The 15,293-nt window shown below is 41.1% G+C and carries 14 protein-coding genes and 1 pseudogene; 13 read left to right on the top strand and 2 right to left on the bottom strand.

The annotated features are described in order from the left end of the window. Positions 1 to 4: 4 nt before the first annotated feature. From mglC to ACP8HI_RS11085, 10 genes and pseudogenes are all read left to right on the top strand, one after another. A complete protein-coding gene (gene mglC / locus ACP8HI_RS11130) occupies positions 5 to 1,012 on the top strand; it encodes a galactose/methyl galactoside ABC transporter permease MglC (protein WP_438351144.1) in 1,008 nt (335 codons plus the stop codon). A gap of 264 nt (positions 1,013 to 1,276) precedes the next feature. Then, positions 1,277 to 2,053 (top strand): CAP domain-containing protein, encoded by a 777-nt coding sequence (locus ACP8HI_RS11125; RefSeq protein WP_438351143.1) that lies wholly within the window; start codon positions 1,277 to 1,279, stop codon positions 2,051 to 2,053. Positions 2,054 to 2,685: 632 nt separating this feature from the next. Next, positions 2,686 to 3,540, top strand: a complete 855-nt coding sequence (locus ACP8HI_RS11120; RefSeq protein ID WP_438351142.1) for a GDSL-type esterase/lipase family protein — start codon at positions 2,686 to 2,688, stop codon at positions 3,538 to 3,540. 27 nt (positions 3,541 to 3,567) lie between these two features. Continuing rightward, positions 3,568 to 4,557: an ABC transporter ATP-binding protein gene (locus ACP8HI_RS11115; RefSeq protein WP_438351141.1), complete on the top strand. Its 990-nt coding sequence runs from the start codon at positions 3,568 to 3,570 to the stop codon at positions 4,555 to 4,557. After that, a complete protein-coding gene (locus ACP8HI_RS11110; protein WP_438351140.1) occupies positions 4,550 to 5,539 on the top strand; it encodes an ABC transporter permease in 990 nt (329 codons plus the stop codon). Before ACP8HI_RS11115 ends, ACP8HI_RS11110 begins: the two co-directional genes overlap by 8 nt. A 79-nt stretch (positions 5,540 to 5,618) precedes the next feature. Next, positions 5,619 to 7,601: a DNA topoisomerase IV subunit B gene (parE, locus tag ACP8HI_RS11105; protein WP_438351139.1), complete on the top strand. Its 1,983-nt coding sequence runs from the start codon at positions 5,619 to 5,621 to the stop codon at positions 7,599 to 7,601. Between the two features lie 11 nt (positions 7,602 to 7,612). Next, entirely contained in the window at positions 7,613 to 10,045 is a 2,433-nt protein-coding gene (gene gyrA / locus ACP8HI_RS11100) for a DNA gyrase subunit A (protein ID WP_438351138.1), read from the top strand. Positions 10,046 to 10,222: 177 nt separating this feature from the next. Then, positions 10,223 to 10,636, top strand: a complete 414-nt coding sequence (locus tag ACP8HI_RS11095; RefSeq protein WP_438351137.1) for a MarR family winged helix-turn-helix transcriptional regulator — start codon at positions 10,223 to 10,225, stop codon at positions 10,634 to 10,636. A gap of 42 nt (positions 10,637 to 10,678) precedes the next feature. Beyond that, entirely contained in the window at positions 10,679 to 11,899 is a 1,221-nt protein-coding gene (locus ACP8HI_RS11090) for an MFS transporter (protein ID WP_438351136.1), read from the top strand. A 69-nt stretch (positions 11,900 to 11,968) separates the two neighbouring features. Beyond that, positions 11,969 to 12,440, top strand: a pseudogene (locus tag ACP8HI_RS11085) (hypothetical protein); the annotation flags it as partial. Between the two features lie 33 nt (positions 12,441 to 12,473). Here the strand turns inward: ACP8HI_RS11085 and ACP8HI_RS11080 are convergent. Continuing rightward, a complete protein-coding gene (locus ACP8HI_RS11080) occupies positions 12,474 to 12,689 on the bottom strand; it encodes a hypothetical protein (RefSeq protein ID WP_438351135.1) in 216 nt (71 codons plus the stop codon). A gap of 186 nt (positions 12,690 to 12,875) precedes the next feature. Beyond that, positions 12,876 to 13,082: a hypothetical protein gene (locus ACP8HI_RS11075; protein WP_438351134.1), complete on the bottom strand. Its 207-nt coding sequence runs from the start codon at positions 13,080 to 13,082 to the stop codon at positions 12,876 to 12,878. Between the two features lie 233 nt (positions 13,083 to 13,315). On the opposite strand from ACP8HI_RS11075, the gene ACP8HI_RS11070 reads away from it, so the two are divergent. From ACP8HI_RS11070 to ACP8HI_RS11060, 3 genes are all read left to right on the top strand, one after another. After that, complete coding sequence (locus tag ACP8HI_RS11070; protein ID WP_438351133.1) at positions 13,316 to 13,561, top strand: hypothetical protein; 246 nt, start codon at positions 13,316 to 13,318, stop codon at positions 13,559 to 13,561. A gap of 100 nt (positions 13,562 to 13,661) precedes the next feature. Next, complete coding sequence (locus ACP8HI_RS11065; RefSeq protein WP_438351132.1) at positions 13,662 to 14,390, top strand: hypothetical protein; 729 nt, start codon at positions 13,662 to 13,664, stop codon at positions 14,388 to 14,390. 23 nt (positions 14,391 to 14,413) lie between these two features. Next, complete coding sequence (locus ACP8HI_RS11060) at positions 14,414 to 15,235, top strand: class I SAM-dependent methyltransferase (protein WP_438351131.1); 822 nt, start codon at positions 14,414 to 14,416, stop codon at positions 15,233 to 15,235. Positions 15,236 to 15,293: the final 58 nt, after the last annotated feature.

The following is a 15,293-nucleotide window of genomic DNA, read 5'->3' as shown; positions in this document are numbered from 1 at the left end:
ATATATGAATACGAAAAAATTACAAAGTTTTGCTTCACAATATGCCATCTATATTGTATTAGTTGTGTTGATTATTGGCATTACAGCATATAATCCCGCATTCCTCTCCATTAACTCATTACGGGATATATTGATCCAGTCGTCCACACGTACCATTATTGCACTAGGGGTCGCATTTGTTCTAATTACAGCCGGAACGGATCTATCTGCAGGTCGAATCGTCGGGTTAACGGCGGTTATTGCTGCTTCGATGTTACAGAAGGCGGAGTATGCAGCTCGGTTCTTCCCAGACCTTCCACAAATGCAATATATCATACCGATTGCGCTTGCGGTATTGGCTGGTCTCATCTGTGGAGTTGTAAATGGGGTTGTGGTAGCTAAGTTCCATGTACCACCGTTTATAGCTACACTAGGGACGATGGTTATCGTGTATGGGGTTAACTCTTTATATGTCGATATGGAACCGAACAATTCTCAACCTATAGCTGGCCTTCGAGATGACTTCAAGATTATTGGAACGGGTTCCATTGGTGAAGGAAAGTTTTCCTTACCTTATATCGTTCTTATCGCTATCTTTGTAGCATTCATTGTATGGGTCGTCTTTAATAAAACGAAGCTTGGCAAAAACATGTATGCGATCGGTGGTAACATTCAAGCTGCTAAAGTGTCTGGTATTAATGTGGCTAAATATTTGATTTATATTTATGCTATTGCCGGATCCCTTTATGGACTTGCGGGCGTGCTAGAGGCCGCTAGAACAGGTGGAGCTACGAATAACTACGGAAATATGTACGAGCTTGATGCTATTGCCGCTTGCGTCGTTGGTGGTGTATCAACGACGGGCGGAATAGGAACAGTGCCTGGAGTAGTTGTTGGGGTACTGATCTTTACAATCATTAACTATGGGCTGACGTTTATCGGTATTAGTCCTTACTGGCAACTGATTATCAAAGGAATCATTATTGTCGCTGCAGTTGCCTTCGATATGCGCAAATACGCAGCGAAGAAATAAGAGAAAAGAACGTTCATCGGATTAAGTTACTAGAGGATCGCTAGATGAATAATAGCTTACCTTATGTGAACACACAGTGTAATCTGTGTGTTTATATAAGGTTTTTTCTGTTGTTATGTCTCAATCAGAAGGAACTTTCCAATATTTGCGGGTTTTAATTGAAATCTAGCATGTTACAATGAATTTGTTGGTGATGACAATATTGTAACTATTTTGTTACATGTACATGCGAGACACAAATCGATTTAAAGGAGAGATGTATAAATGAAAACAACATTTATAAGAACATTGATGGCGGGGACAATTGCCACTGTATTGGCTGTGGGGATAACGCTACCAGGATCAGCATCGGCTGCTTCTGTTCAGAATAATAACGATAACAACAATAACTATGGTAACTATAATAGCTTAAAAGTATATCTTCAAGAGTGGATTAAGAATAATGGTGGAGAATGGACAGTAACGGTAGGTAAAGAATTGACAATTACTAAGCCTACTACACCGGTAACCAAACCAGTAACCAAACCAGTGGAAAAACCAGTGACGAAACCAGTGACGAAACCAGTAGAAAAACCAGTGACGAAACCAGTAGAACAACCAGTAACAAAACCAGTGGAAAAACCAGTAACAAAACCAACAGACACAACGACGAATGATACAACTATAGATAAGTCGGATGTTACTTCTCAGGTCGTGGATCTAGTGAATCAGGAACGTAGTAAAGCAGGACTTAAATCATTGGTAATAGACGCTAAATTAGCAAATATGGCTCTAGATAAAGCGAAAGATATGAATAATAATAATTACTTCGCTCATCAATCTCCAACGTTTGGATCTCCATTTGACATGATGAAACAATATGGCATCTCTTATAGTTATGCAGGCGAGAACATTGCGAAAGGTCAGAAGACCCCAGCAGATGTTATGCAAGCTTGGATGAATAGTGAAGGACATCGTGCTAACATCTTGAGTGCTAACTTCACAACCATCGGTGTAGGTTATTATAACGGTCACTGGGTGCAAGAATTTATTAGTAAATAAAATAAATATACTAAAACTTACGGCTGTACTGTCCCTTCAAAAGGGAGGTAGAGCCGTTTTTTCTGATTCCCAGATATATTCCTCAGGGATTACGGGTGAAGGAGCCTCATATGAATGGAGTAAATGCATAAAGAGCACTTAAATTAGAAGAAGAGGCTGAGTAGAGAGAAATAAGTGCTTAGATGGTAGTTAAAATAGGGAGAATAGTAAAAAGTGGGGTTTCTTGAGTAATTAAGTGTTGTTTGAGCAACTAAAACGAGGTAAACAGGAATTGTGGTGGATTTAGATGCCTTTTTGCAACTAACATCCATACTTGCAGAGAATAAGGAATACTATTCGAAGCAGCGAAGATGACGGAATTGTCCTGAAGAAGCGGCAGCGTTCGCCTTTGCCCTCTGATTTCAACCGCTATGCGGTATACAATCAAGAAATCGGAGGGCAACAGCGATCGTAAGGACAATCCGTCATCGTAGCGGCATCCTACACCAATATATGTGTGGACTTTTAATTGGATATTATGCAATCCCCATTTGCAAATTAATTATAGAAGTCTTAATGTGGATATAGTTAATCCATTTGTCGAGTGTTGTGGATGACGGAGTTATTCTACCAAGATTATGGAGGGATGATCATTGAATTCAACAAATTGGATCTGGCGTAGTGTGAGTATTGCCTCGATTGTGTCAACAATACTATTGTTAGTTGGGTTTATATATGCCATTAAAGATGTGAATGCACCGCAGATAGGGAAAGAACTACCTAGACCTTCTCAGCAATTAGGAGCGGGAGTATCCGATTCCATGGACCTGAAAAAGGAGTATAAAATTTCTGCCATAGGTGATTCCTTGGCGAAAGGAACGGGCGACGACACTGGAAAAGGTTACGTGAAGAGAAGTGTAGATCTTCTTTCAATGAATAGTAGCAAAAAGACGACATTGCTCAACAATTTAGGGATTAATGGTCTGACTACCGAGGGTCTAGTGACAAAGCTAGATGAGCCGGGTGTACAGTACGTACTAAAGCAGTCAGATATCATCATACTTTCGATTGGTGGTAATGACCTATTTCAGGGAGCCCAGCTATTATCATCAGGTGATGGACAAAAGGATGAAACAGCAGATTCAGATGGATTAACTAACGATATAACTGCTGAGAAACTTCGGAGTGTACTTCCTAAATCCTCAGAACGTTTACAACTGATATTGGAGAAATTAAGAGGGATTAATCCTGAAGCATACATTATTTACGTGGGATTATATAACCCTTTTGGGGATATACAACAATTATCAACAGTCGGGAATGAGGTTGTAACCACATGGAACAACATAGCGCAAACAACGATTAATAGAGATAAGTTCATGCTCTTAGTTCCAACATATGATTTATTCACACATCATTTTGGGCGGTATTTATCTACGGATCACTTTCATCCCAACGGTGATGGGTATCAGAAGATCGCTGATCGGATTGTTCAAGGGATACAGTAAATCAGACGCATAAAGGAGGAGATACATATGGTTAGGGCAATGGAAAACAAAAAGGATATCACTGATAATGTTGTACTTTCCGTGGAACATATCAGTAAACGAATTGGTAAAAAAATGATTATTAAAGACGTAACTTTTAATGTAGTAGAGGGTGAAATATTTGGCTTCCTTGGTCCTAATGGAGCGGGGAAAACGACGACTATTCGGATGCTGGTTGATCTGATTAAGCCAAGTAGTGGCACGATAAAAGTATACGGTTATGATGTGAATCGTGACCAAGAAAATGCGTTACAATATGTTGGTTCGATTGTTGAGAATCCAGAAGTGTATACGTATCTCACTGGATGGGAGAATTTAGAACATTTTGCCCGTATGCAATCTGGTGTAGATGCTGTGAGAATTCAAGAGGTTGTAGACATTGTACGTTTAGATCAACGGATTCATGATAAGGTACGTACATACTCACTTGGTATGCGTCAGAGGCTGGGAATTGCTCAAGCGTTGTTAGGTCGTCCCAAACTACTTATTCTGGATGAGCCAACGAATGGTCTTGATCCCAAGGGGATAAAGGAGCTTCGTGTATTCATAAGGCAGTTGGCAGCCGAAGGTATGGCGGTATTTGTTTCAAGTCATCTTTTGAGTGAAATTCAATTGTTGTGCGATCGTGTGGCCATCATTAGTCAAGGTAGTGTACTTGCTGTGGGTGGAGTGCATGAATTGGTGTCTGAGAATGCTGGTTATGTTATTTGGGATGTGGAGCCAATGCTTGAAGGACGGAATATACTTGTAGCAAGTGAGGGAGTTCGAGTGATTGAATCTGCAGAATCTTTACTTGATGACACCATCATAGCAGGAATGTCGGCAAACTCCATTGTTACTCAGAACGGGGAGGAACTAGTTCCTTCGATTATTTCTCAATTAGTCAACGCGGGTATCGCTGTGAAAAGCGTGAATAAGATTAACCCAACACTGGAACAATTATTCCTACAAATGACTGAGGGTGAGAACATTGAGTAATATCCTCCCATTAATAAAAAATGAGTGTATCAAACTCATTAAAAAGAAACGCTTTTACATCATTCTACTCATCCTACTCATACTCGTTCCCATGTTCACCTATGCGCAAATGCGTTCGTCCGAGCATAGCCGAGAAAAGTTTAACGGGGATTGGAGGCTGGAAACTCAGCAGCAGATTACAGACAATCAGAATTCTTTGGGAAGCGATCGAATACCGGAAGAGTGGAAAAAGTATCGACTTATATTCATTCAACAGCTGCAGTATTATTTAGACCATGATGTGAATCCTAAAGAACCGAATGGGGTTACCTTCACGAGACAGTTTATGGATAATTCCATCACTTTGTTCATTCCATTACTTATTATGGCTATCGCATCGGACATTGTTTCTGGAGAGAGAACGACAGGTACGATCAAAATGCTATTGACAAGACCGGTGAAAAGGTGGAAAGTACTGCTGAGTAAGCTTATTGCGCTAATCATGTTCGTCTCGCTAATTGTCCTGTCAACTTTTGCTATCAGTTATCTCATTTCTGGAGCCTTCTTCGGGTATGTTGGGTTTAATATGCCTGTGTTTACCGGGTTCCAAATGTCGGGAGCTGATGTCGATATGTCCTCTGTACATGCGGTACCGCAGTGGGAGTATTTATTGATGCAATGTGGATTGATATGGTTCGTTGCTGTAACCGTTGCTTTGCTTGCATTTATGGTATCTGTGTTAGTAAAAAGTACGGCAGCCAGTATTGTAGTTATGATGGCGGCACTTATAGCGGGCAATATTCTGACAAATATGGCATCCTCATGGACAAGCGCTAAATATTTGTTTATGGTAAACTTACAGCTTACGAATTATTTATCAGGAACACCCGCTCCCATCGAAGGAATGAATCTTAATTTTTCATTGATAGTACTGGGGGTTTGGGCTCTTGGCTCAGTTATTGTTTCATTTACTGTCTTTACGAAACGGGATATCTTGAATTAAAATGGACAAGGATACGAAAACATCTGTTTGCATCGGATGAATATTATCCTACATAAAGATTTACAAAGGAGGAGCATGAATGGTCGAGAGTATCGATTTGTTTGCAAAGTCATCCAAGACTGGTAGTAAGGACCAAACTGGATACGATGTTGACGACATTCAAGTGCTCGAAGGTCTGGTTGCGGTTCGCAAAAGACCAGGAATGTATATTGGTAGTACGAGTACCTCGGGACTTCATCACCTGTTATGGGAAATCGTAGATAATGCGGTGGATGAACATCTTGCCAAATACTGCACAAGAATTGAAATTACATTACACAAAGACGGATCCGTAACGGTTATAGATAATGGACGCGGAATTCCAACAGGAATGCATAAAACGGGAATACCAACACCACAAGTTGTTTATACGATCCTACATGCCGGGGGTAAATTTGGCGGTTCAGGATATAAGAAATCAGGCGGCCTTCATGGTGTTGGCGCTTCAGTAACGAATGCTTTATCTGAATGGCTTGAGGTCGAGATATATCGTGATGGTAAAATACATCGCCAGCGTTTCGAGTATTGGGTTGATAAGCAAGGGAAAGAACATGTAGGCGAACCGTCTACGGGATTAGAGCAGTTAGGTAACACCAATAAGACGGGAACAAAAGTGACATTCAAACCTGATGCCCGAGTCTTTACTGCAGGAATTCATCTCAATTATGATACATTAGCTGAACGAGTGATGGAACTTGCGTTTCTAAATTCAGGGCTTCGTATTGTTCTCAAGGATAGTAGAGCTGATAAGGAAGATGAGTTCTACTATGAGGGTGGTGCCAGTCAGTTCGTTGAATATTTAAACGAAGGCAAAGATGTACTTCATGATGTTATTCATTTCAACGCAGAGAAAGATGATGTTGAAGTTGAGGTAGCCCTTCAATATAATGCTGGGTATACGGAAACATTGGCCTCTTTCGTTAACTCCATTCCTACACGGGGTGGGGGGACTCACGAAACTGGATTTAAGACAGCTTACACTCGAGTATTGAATGATTATGCAAGGAAATCGAGCCTTCTCAAAGAAAAGGATAAGAACCTAGAAGGTTCAGATTTACGTGAAGGCATGATGGCTGTCATAAGTATCAAAATGTCTGATGTTGAATTCGTAGGGCAGACGAAAGATCAACTGGGTAGTGCCTCTGCGAGAGGTATGGTGGACGCCATTGTATCTGAGAAGATGCAGATCTTTCTAGAAGAGAATCCTCAGGTCGCCCAATCGTTGATCAAGAAATCAATTCAGGCATCAAGAGCACGTGAAGCGGCTCGGAAAGCTCGAGATGATATTCGAACAGGTAAGAAGCGTAGTGAAAGTTCTAACCTGAATGGTAAGCTAACACCTGCACAGTCTAAAGATGTTACGCGCACTGAACTATTCATTGTGGAAGGGGATTCTGCGGGTGGCTCGGCCAAACAGGGTCGGGATTCTAAAATTCAGGCCATTCTTCCCTTGAAAGGGAAGCCGTTGAACCCAGAGAAGGCTAAACTTGCCGATGTTCTCAAGAATGAGGAGTATCGTGCAATTGTATCTGCCATTGGTGCAGGAATAGGAACTGAATTTGATGTGGAAGATTGCAATTATTCTAAAGTTATTATTATGACCGATGCGGATACGGATGGAGCACATATTCAGGTATTGCTTCTGACATTCTTTTACCGTTACATGAAACCACTTATTGATGCTGGTCGTGTCTTTATCGCTCAGCCACCATTGTACAAGATCACCCGTAAATCAGGTAAGCTTGAGACGATGCGTTATGCATGGAGCGACGAAGAGCTTGCGAATTATTTGAAGGAATTCGGAGATAAGTATGAATTGCAGCGTTATAAAGGACTTGGAGAAATGAATCCTGAGCAATTGTGGGAAACGACGATGGATCCAGAGTTGAGAACATTGCTTAAAGTAGAGATCGTGGATGCTGCGAAGGCGGAGCGACGCGTATCTACACTTATGGGTGATAAAGTGGAACCACGTAAACGCTGGATTGTAGATAATGTCGACTTTACAGATGTTGTAGAATAGAAGGTGAAAATGTGAGTTTATCAGAAGAATTTCTACCGGTATATTTAGAAGAGGTCGTAGGAGACCGTTTCGGCCGATACTCTAAATACATTATTCAAGATCGTGCCATTCCTGACGTACGGGATGGATTGAAACCAGTACAACGGCGTATCCTATATTCGATGTACGACTCTGGTAATATGCCTGACAAACCATATCGCAAATCGGCAAAAGCTGTCGGTGATGTGATGGGGAATTACCATCCACATGGAGATTCATCGATTTATGACGGGATGGTACGTATGGCTCAGCCATGGAAGATGGGTCATACACTTGTAGATGGACATGGTAACTGGGGATCCATTGATGATGATCCAGCAGCAGCTATGCGTTACACAGAAGCAAGGTTATCACCCATTGCCTTAGAGTTGCTACGTGATATCGAAAAAGGGACGGTACTATTTAAAGACAATTTCGATAACACAACACAAGAACCAACGGTGTTGCCTTCGAGATATCCTAACTTGCTCGTCAATGGTGCGAGTGGAATTTCGGCAGGATTTGCTACAGAGATTCCTCCGCATAATTTACGGGAAGTGATTGATGCTTGTATTGCTGTTATGCAGAAGCCTGAGATTGAACTCGAAGAATTGATGACCTTTATCAAAGGTCCAGACTTCCCACTAGGTGGAACAATCATGGGTGGAGAAGGCATCATGGATGCTTATCGTACCGGTAAAGGTCGTATATATTTAAGATCTAAGACTGATATTGAATTTCTGCGCGGTGGCAAGCAACAGATTGTCATTACGGAAATTCCATTTCAGGTCGTTAAATCACGTCTTGTTACAGCGATGGAAAATATTCGATTAGAGAAAAAAATCGAAGGTATTGCTGAAGTCCGTGACGAAAGTGGTCGAGAAGGGCTCCGAATTGTCGTTGAGCTCAAGAAGGAAGCGGATGGACTGGGTATTTTGGCATATTTGTTGAAGAAAACAGACCTACAAATAACGTATAACTTCAATATGGTGGCAATTGTAAACAAAGCCCCACAACAATTAGGGCTTCAGCCAATTTTGAAAGCATACATTGATCATCAACGTGAGGTCGTTACGCGCAGAACTAAATATGATCTCAATAAAGCAGAAGATCGTTTACATGTGCTAGAAGGGCTAGTGAAGGCACTTAACATTCTGGATGAAGTCATTGCAGCCATCAAGGCTTCTAAGAACCGCCAGGATGCACAGAACAACTTAGAGTGGATGTTTGGCTTTACCGAGCGACAAGCGGATTCCATTCTGACTTTGCAACTTTATCGAATAACGAACTTAGAGATCACGACATTGACGAAAGAAATGGAAGAGATCAATAAGAAAGCAGCTAATTTACGTGCCATTCTAGAGAGTGACAAGAAACTGGTTGCTCTGATCCGTAAAGAGCTGATGGATATAAGAGAGAAGTATGGCATAGATCGCAGATCTGCTATCCAAGGTGAAGTGGAAGAGATTAAGGTTAATCTCGAAGTGCTGGTCAGTTCAGAGGATGTGATCGTGACATTATCCAAAGACGGCTACATTAAGCGAACTAGTATGCAATCTTTTACTCGCTCAGGTGGGGAACGGGATGGTTCAGGCGTGAAAGACGGCGATTATCTAAGGAAAGTAATGGAGCTTAATACACTCGATAACTTGCTTGTCTTTACACAAAGAGGACAATATTTCATGTTGCCGGTTCACCTCATCCCTGAATTCAAATGGAAAGATGCTGGAACTGCCATCGTTAATCTCATAAACTTATCTAAAGAGGATGCCATCGTTGGAGTGATACATGCGACAATATTGGATGACCCTGGAAAGAGCCTTGTATTTGTAACGAAGAGAGGTCAAGTAAAGCGGACTGATCTGAAAGAATATATGACTACTCGTTCAAGTGCAGTTGCTGCATGTAAGGTAGGAGATGGAGATGAAATTATTTCCGTTACGATGAGTGATAGCACCAAGGATATTCTCTTAGTGAGTAAAGATGGAATGTGTATTCGCTTCAAGGAGCAAGAAGTAAACCCCATGGGGCGTGTATCGACCGGAGTTAAGGGAATACAGTTGCGTGAGGGCGATGAGATTGTGTCTGCTCTATGGGTGGATGAAGATGAAGGTGAGATTCTTACGATTAGTGACATTGGTTATGCTAAACGTTCACTATTGGTCGATTATTTACCGCAAAGTCGCGGTGGTAAAGGTTTACCAACGTTTGAATTTAAGGAAGGTAAGCGTGTGAAACGCAATGGTAGCTATTTAGCAGGGGCCTTTTACAGTAAGGAGCCTGTGGAGATCGTAGCGGTTAGCCAAGCAGGGGTTTCGAATGTGATAACATCCTCCCAAGCTCCAATCGCAGATCGCAAATCGACAGGTAAGCAACTGGTCCATTTAGAGAAGAATGATCAGATTATTGATTTGTTTGAGAAATAATGAGATAAGAGAGAAGACATCCCGCTGTAGTTCTAGCGGGGCTATTTTCTTTTTATTTTAAAAAATAAGATGATCTAGGAAGGAATTGGAACATTTATCACGAAAATGAATGATAGGAAGATGGATAGTCAATCCATCAGGTAAACAAAGTTCTATAATAGAAAGGCAGGTATACCATTGCAGACTTCCGAATTCGCGAAATTATGGTCCCAGCTTAGCAAAGATTATAAACTGCATATGGAGAGCGAACTTACGCCTATACTGACAGAACCTCAGTTAACTGTTCTTGAAGTCATGATGGAACGCGGCACGATGAAACCCTCTGATTTCATCCCTTATTTAGCCACGAGCCCTGCTGCAGTCACTATGCTTCTAGATCGGATGGAGAAGAACGGTCTGTTGGCAAGGGAAAGAGATCATAACGATCGACGAATTGTTTGGGTATCGATCTCCGAGAAGGGTAAGCAGGAAGCAGAACGAGGAATGCAAATTCGTGATGTTTTTCTATCCAATGTGTTAAATCGTATTTCGTCGCATAACCAACAGCTACTTATTTATCTTCTGGGTAAGATCACAGCAAAAGTGGTGTGATCATATGAATATTCGTAGAGACATCAAAAGGGAGCCATACATATGAACAAGATGGAAGTATTAAGAAATCCTAAACAACGCAAACTACTTTTCGCAGTGGGTCTTAGCTGGCTATTCGATGCCATGGATGTTGGGATCATATCATTTATCGTTGCTGCACTTAAGGAGGAGTGGACCCTCTCACCAGGTCAGATTGGGTTTCTTACAAGTATAAGCTCCTTAGGGATGGTGCTTGGAGCTGCATTAGCAGGGGTTATGGCAGATCGTTATGGACGGAAAGCGATTTTATTGTGGACATTACTAATATTCTCCGTTGCGAGTGGCTTATCTGCGCTAGCTACTGGGTTTGGCGTACTGTGCTTACTTCGCTTCATCTCTGGTATTGGACTTGGAGGAGAACTCCCCGTTGCGTCCACATTAGTATCTGAATCTGTGCCTGCCAAAGAGCGAGGCCGAGCAGTTGTGTTGTTGGAAAGTTTTTGGGCAGTTGGTTGGATATGTGCAGCACTCATTGCGTACTTTATTATTCCGAAATATGGTTGGCAGGCGGCTTTCGTGATTGGAGCGCTTCCAGCATTGTACGCACTTTATCTACGACGTGCGATTGAGGATCCACCACGTTTCATCAAACAAAGTGGTGCGCGCAAAATTTCGTTTCGTGAGAAAGTAGTGCAAGTATGGTCGATTGAGTATCGCCGATCTACGATCATGTTGTGGATCTTATGGTTTACCGTCGTATTCTCGTATTATGGCATGTTTCTATGGCTACCGACGGTGATGACTCTGAAAGGGTTTAGTCTGGTTAAGAGCTTTGAGTATGTTCTAATTATGACTTTAGCTCAATTGCCCGGATATTTCACTGCTGCGTATTTCATTGAGAAATTCGGACGTAAATTTGTCCTTGTGACATATTTAGTGATGACGGCTGTGAGTGCAGTGTGGTTCGGTTATTCAACATCCGTAGGGATGTTGATTACGGCCGGTATATTCTTATCCTTCTTTAACTTGGGGGCTTGGGGAGGGCTATACGCCTATAGCCCAGAACTCTATCCTACAAAGGTTCGTACGACAGGAGTAGGACTTGCAACGGCTATGGGGCGTGTTGGTGGTGTTATTGCTCCACTGCTGGTTGGGTTGCTAGTGTCTCGAGAAGTTGCAATTGATGCTATCTTTAGTATGTTCTTCGTAGTCATACTAATTGGAGCTTCTGCAGTGCTCTTCCTAGGGAAAGAAACGAAAGGAATCGAGCTTAAGGATGAATAGTGACTTGTACATCATCCTTAGACAGCTGTTCTAAGCTCACTTAACTTGCTTCCCACTGACTCAGAGCAAATGGCGTTGTTTAATGCAATGAAACAAGACTTATTTCCAGACGAGCCAGATAAAATTACTAAACTGCTCAAAAGTATTCGTGAAGCTCGATTTGCTTCTGGGTTGGGGTGTGTTCATTGTGGAAAGTCCTTCAATGATATGATCAATACACCATTTTCAGGCTCGCGTTACCCTGAAAGTGGAGAAAAGGACAAAAAAAAGAGGTATTTCCAATCTTGAAATTGCCGTTGTAGTTGCACAAGACCGAAACGGAAGTGTAATTGCACGAAAAGCAGGAAAAGGGCGTGTAAGAACCGAAGAAATTGACACTGTGATAGGTGAGAATATTCACCCGTCTGCTTTGTTATGCACTGATACAGCAACGAACTACAAGAAGTTTGCCAAAATCAAAGGCTTACAGCACGAAATTGTTAATGAACGACAAAAACAAGGTGTAGAAAATCGAACAAAGCGACTGTTGAAATGGTTAGAAGTGCATAAAAAGAGGCTCCGATATAGAGAGTCGTTAATTAGTATTTTTTAGTTTCCGAATAATATAACGTAGTAAAATAATCGTGATGATACATATACCAATTCCTGCAATACTAATACTAAATTCATCTTTTCGAATGGTCATAATTTTTAAGATATCAATATTAAATAAGTGACCGATTAAAGAATACATTAGGATAATTGCCGTTGCTATTATATACTCGTTCTTTCTTGTATTTGTTGTCATCATTCGTTCCCCCCAATCCTTATCTATAAGTATTGTACTATATATTTAAGTTTTCTTGTAAAATCAGTTACCAAAAACACAAACTTTACGAAAACAGCCTAACAAAATGAAAACCTGTTCATAAATGAACAGGTTGGTTTTTGTATCGTATGTTGTTCAAGGAGAAGGGAGTTCATAACCTTTTGACTTCTAGATGAGATCCTCGTCATCTTCCAAGGAATCCTCAGCATCTTCGTCTTCAACATCTTCAACTTCAACTTCCTCAACTTCTTCCTCAGCTGAATCTTCACTAAGGATTTCTTCCGTCAAGTCTTCGGTAGGATCAGATAATTCAGATAATTCCGCTTCATCTACAATGATTTCTTCTAACACGACATCCATTTCTAAATCTCCCATATTGATCCCTCCATTTATACACTTAGTTCACTAAGCGTAGATCTAATATATCATTAATTAATAGAAAAGATTGTCACTTCATGCAGGTAGAAACCATAAATTTTCTGCTATTTTCCGCTAATTTATGGTTCATATCTATAAAATTCTATCTTGGAATAGTCAGTTTTTGTAGATTGATAGAATGAAGCGTAGACGGTTATGATAATATATATTTAAGGATAAGATTAGAGCCCATGAAGGGTATTGCTTGGGGCTTAATACATAATGTACAGAAGGGTGATATCGTGCAAACTTTAAATGACGTTATTTTTGACATGGATGTGTATGATGAATTTGGTTGGGAGTTAGAGAATATTAGGACGATGAAGCTTAATGGAACAGAGATTTCACGTAAATATCTGAACTTTGTTCTGCAAAAAGGAGATACGGTCGAGATCGAAACGTTGGTGGGGAAAGTGTATACAGAGGAGATACGGTGACAAATAGTTAGGCTAAGTTCCTCCTTTGATGTAAATAGTTGTAACTTTATGAACGACTTAACGTTATATACTATATCGATCAAGCGAGGTGAGGTTTCTTATGTTCCTAAGAAAGAATAAAGTAAATCGTTTATATGACCGTAGGGAGGAAGAAAGTCTCCCGTTCATCCGTGATCGGCGTTCTCTGCTGATCTCCATTATGCTATTATCATTGATCATCATACTGAGTATCCGCTATCCGGGACCGCTAACGACCGTCGAATGGCTTTTTCAATCGGTGGGTCTGCCTACACATTCTGGCGATAATGGGATGGGATGGCACTTTGCGAACTTATTTGTTATTGCTCTATTGGTGGTTGTATTAATCTTCATGGACAGAGCCCTTAATCACAACAAGTTTATAGCGTTCATCGTTATTGTGATGTTGGTGGGTAATGCACCAGGTTGGCTAACGACGAATTATCAACGGTTATTTGCATCAGGTGTGTATGCAGTGGAAGTGGACCCTTCACAAGTTAGATGTAACTATGTTCTTAAGGAGCATCAATTTACGGGTACATGCCAATTGAAACTTAAGAACAATAGTAGAGATCTCGTTGAAGTTGTACCTGCGATAAATTTTTCTGAATTCTGGAGATTATCAGATTCGAACATACCTGTTTTGCCTGTGATCACTTTGTCACCTGTTAGAATTCCACCTCGTTCTGAAGGGGTTCATACTACTGAATTTAACATGAAAGTGGATAGTGATGTGGATACTTCAGGAAGTACGGGTGGTGATATGAGTATTACTTTGAACGATGGGGTTCATGAACGAAGTTGGGAATAGAGATCATACGAGGGGGGCTGTATATGACAGATCCAGTCATTGATTATTACAATAGCTTTGGAGAGAGAGAGTGGAGCCGTTTAGATCGAGAGCCTCTCGAATTTACAGTGAACTGGCATTACATCCGTCAGTATCTTCCGGTAAAGGGTCGTATATTGGACAATGGGGCTGGTCCGGGTAAGTATGCCATTGCACTCGCACAACAAGGGTATCAGATGACGTTAACAGATCTCACCCCCAAACTTGTTGAAATAGCAAAAGAGAAGGCGTATCAGTATAGTGTGGACTCATTGTTTGATGGGTTTCATGTAGCGGATGCTCGGGATTTATCGCAGTTCGTTGACGAATCATTTGATGCTTCGTTGATGTTAGGACCCATGTATCATCTACAGGATGAAATTGATCGTCGTACTGCTGTTCAAGAACTTCATCGAGTGACGAAGAGCGGTAGTTATGTATTTGTTGCTTTTCGGTCTCGCACGAATCATGCACTTGCGTCATTGTTATCTCCGAATCATTGGAAGCCGAATGATAACATGAATGCTATTCAAGAGTTTATGAACAATGGTAGCTTTAATCATACGGATGAAGGAAGATATACAGGCGCCTATTTTTACAACGTAGAAGATATTAATCCTTTCATGGAGAGTAACGGGTTTCAATCCATTCATCTCATTGGTTCAACCAATATCGGTGCAATACTAAATGAAGAGCAGCTATCTTATTGGAAACAGAAGGGTACTGAGGAATATGCTCAACTGGTAGATCTCCTTATACAGACAGCGCAAGATCCAGCTCTATTAGGCATTTCCTCACATCTTCTATATATTGGACGAAAAAAATAAGGATCATGAAAAATATCCCCCCTCCAAGTTCACTCGTTTCCCATGATAACATGAGTTT

The organism is Paenibacillus sp. FA6, assembly GCF_051550225.1.
Classification (GTDB): Bacteria; Bacillota; Bacilli; order Paenibacillales; family Paenibacillaceae; genus Paenibacillus_AQ.
The sequence above is the reverse complement of the archived record's forward strand: the minus strand, read 5'-3'. Positions and strand labels throughout refer to the sequence as shown.

Excerpts from the sequence above, each read along its gene's own strand:
- parE (WP_438351139.1), top strand. The coding sequence starts at position 5,619 with ATGGTCGAGAGTATCGATTTGTTTGCAAAGTCATCCAAGACTGGTAGT.
- ACP8HI_RS11060 (WP_438351131.1), top strand. The coding sequence starts at position 14,414 with ATGACAGATCCAGTCATTGATTATTACAATAGCTTTGGAGAGAGAGAG.
- ACP8HI_RS11065 (WP_438351132.1), top strand. The coding sequence starts at position 13,662 with ATGTTCCTAAGAAAGAATAAAGTAAATCGTTTATATGACCGTAGGGAG.
- ACP8HI_RS11115 (WP_438351141.1), top strand. The coding sequence starts at position 3,568 with ATGGTTAGGGCAATGGAAAACAAAAAGGATATCACTGATAATGTTGTA.
- ACP8HI_RS11075 (WP_438351134.1), bottom strand. The coding sequence starts at position 13,082 with ATGGGAGATTTAGAAATGGATGTCGTGTTAGAAGAAATCATTGTAGAT.
- ACP8HI_RS11070 (WP_438351133.1), top strand. The coding sequence starts at position 13,316 with ATGAAGGGTATTGCTTGGGGCTTAATACATAATGTACAGAAGGGTGAT.
- ACP8HI_RS11090 (WP_438351136.1), top strand. The coding sequence starts at position 10,679 with ATGAACAAGATGGAAGTATTAAGAAATCCTAAACAACGCAAACTACTT.
- ACP8HI_RS11125 (WP_438351143.1), top strand. The coding sequence starts at position 1,277 with ATGAAAACAACATTTATAAGAACATTGATGGCGGGGACAATTGCCACT.
- ACP8HI_RS11080 (WP_438351135.1), bottom strand. The coding sequence starts at position 12,689 with ATGATGACAACAAATACAAGAAAGAACGAGTATATAATAGCAACGGCA.
- mglC (WP_438351144.1), top strand. The coding sequence starts at position 5 with ATGAATACGAAAAAATTACAAAGTTTTGCTTCACAATATGCCATCTAT.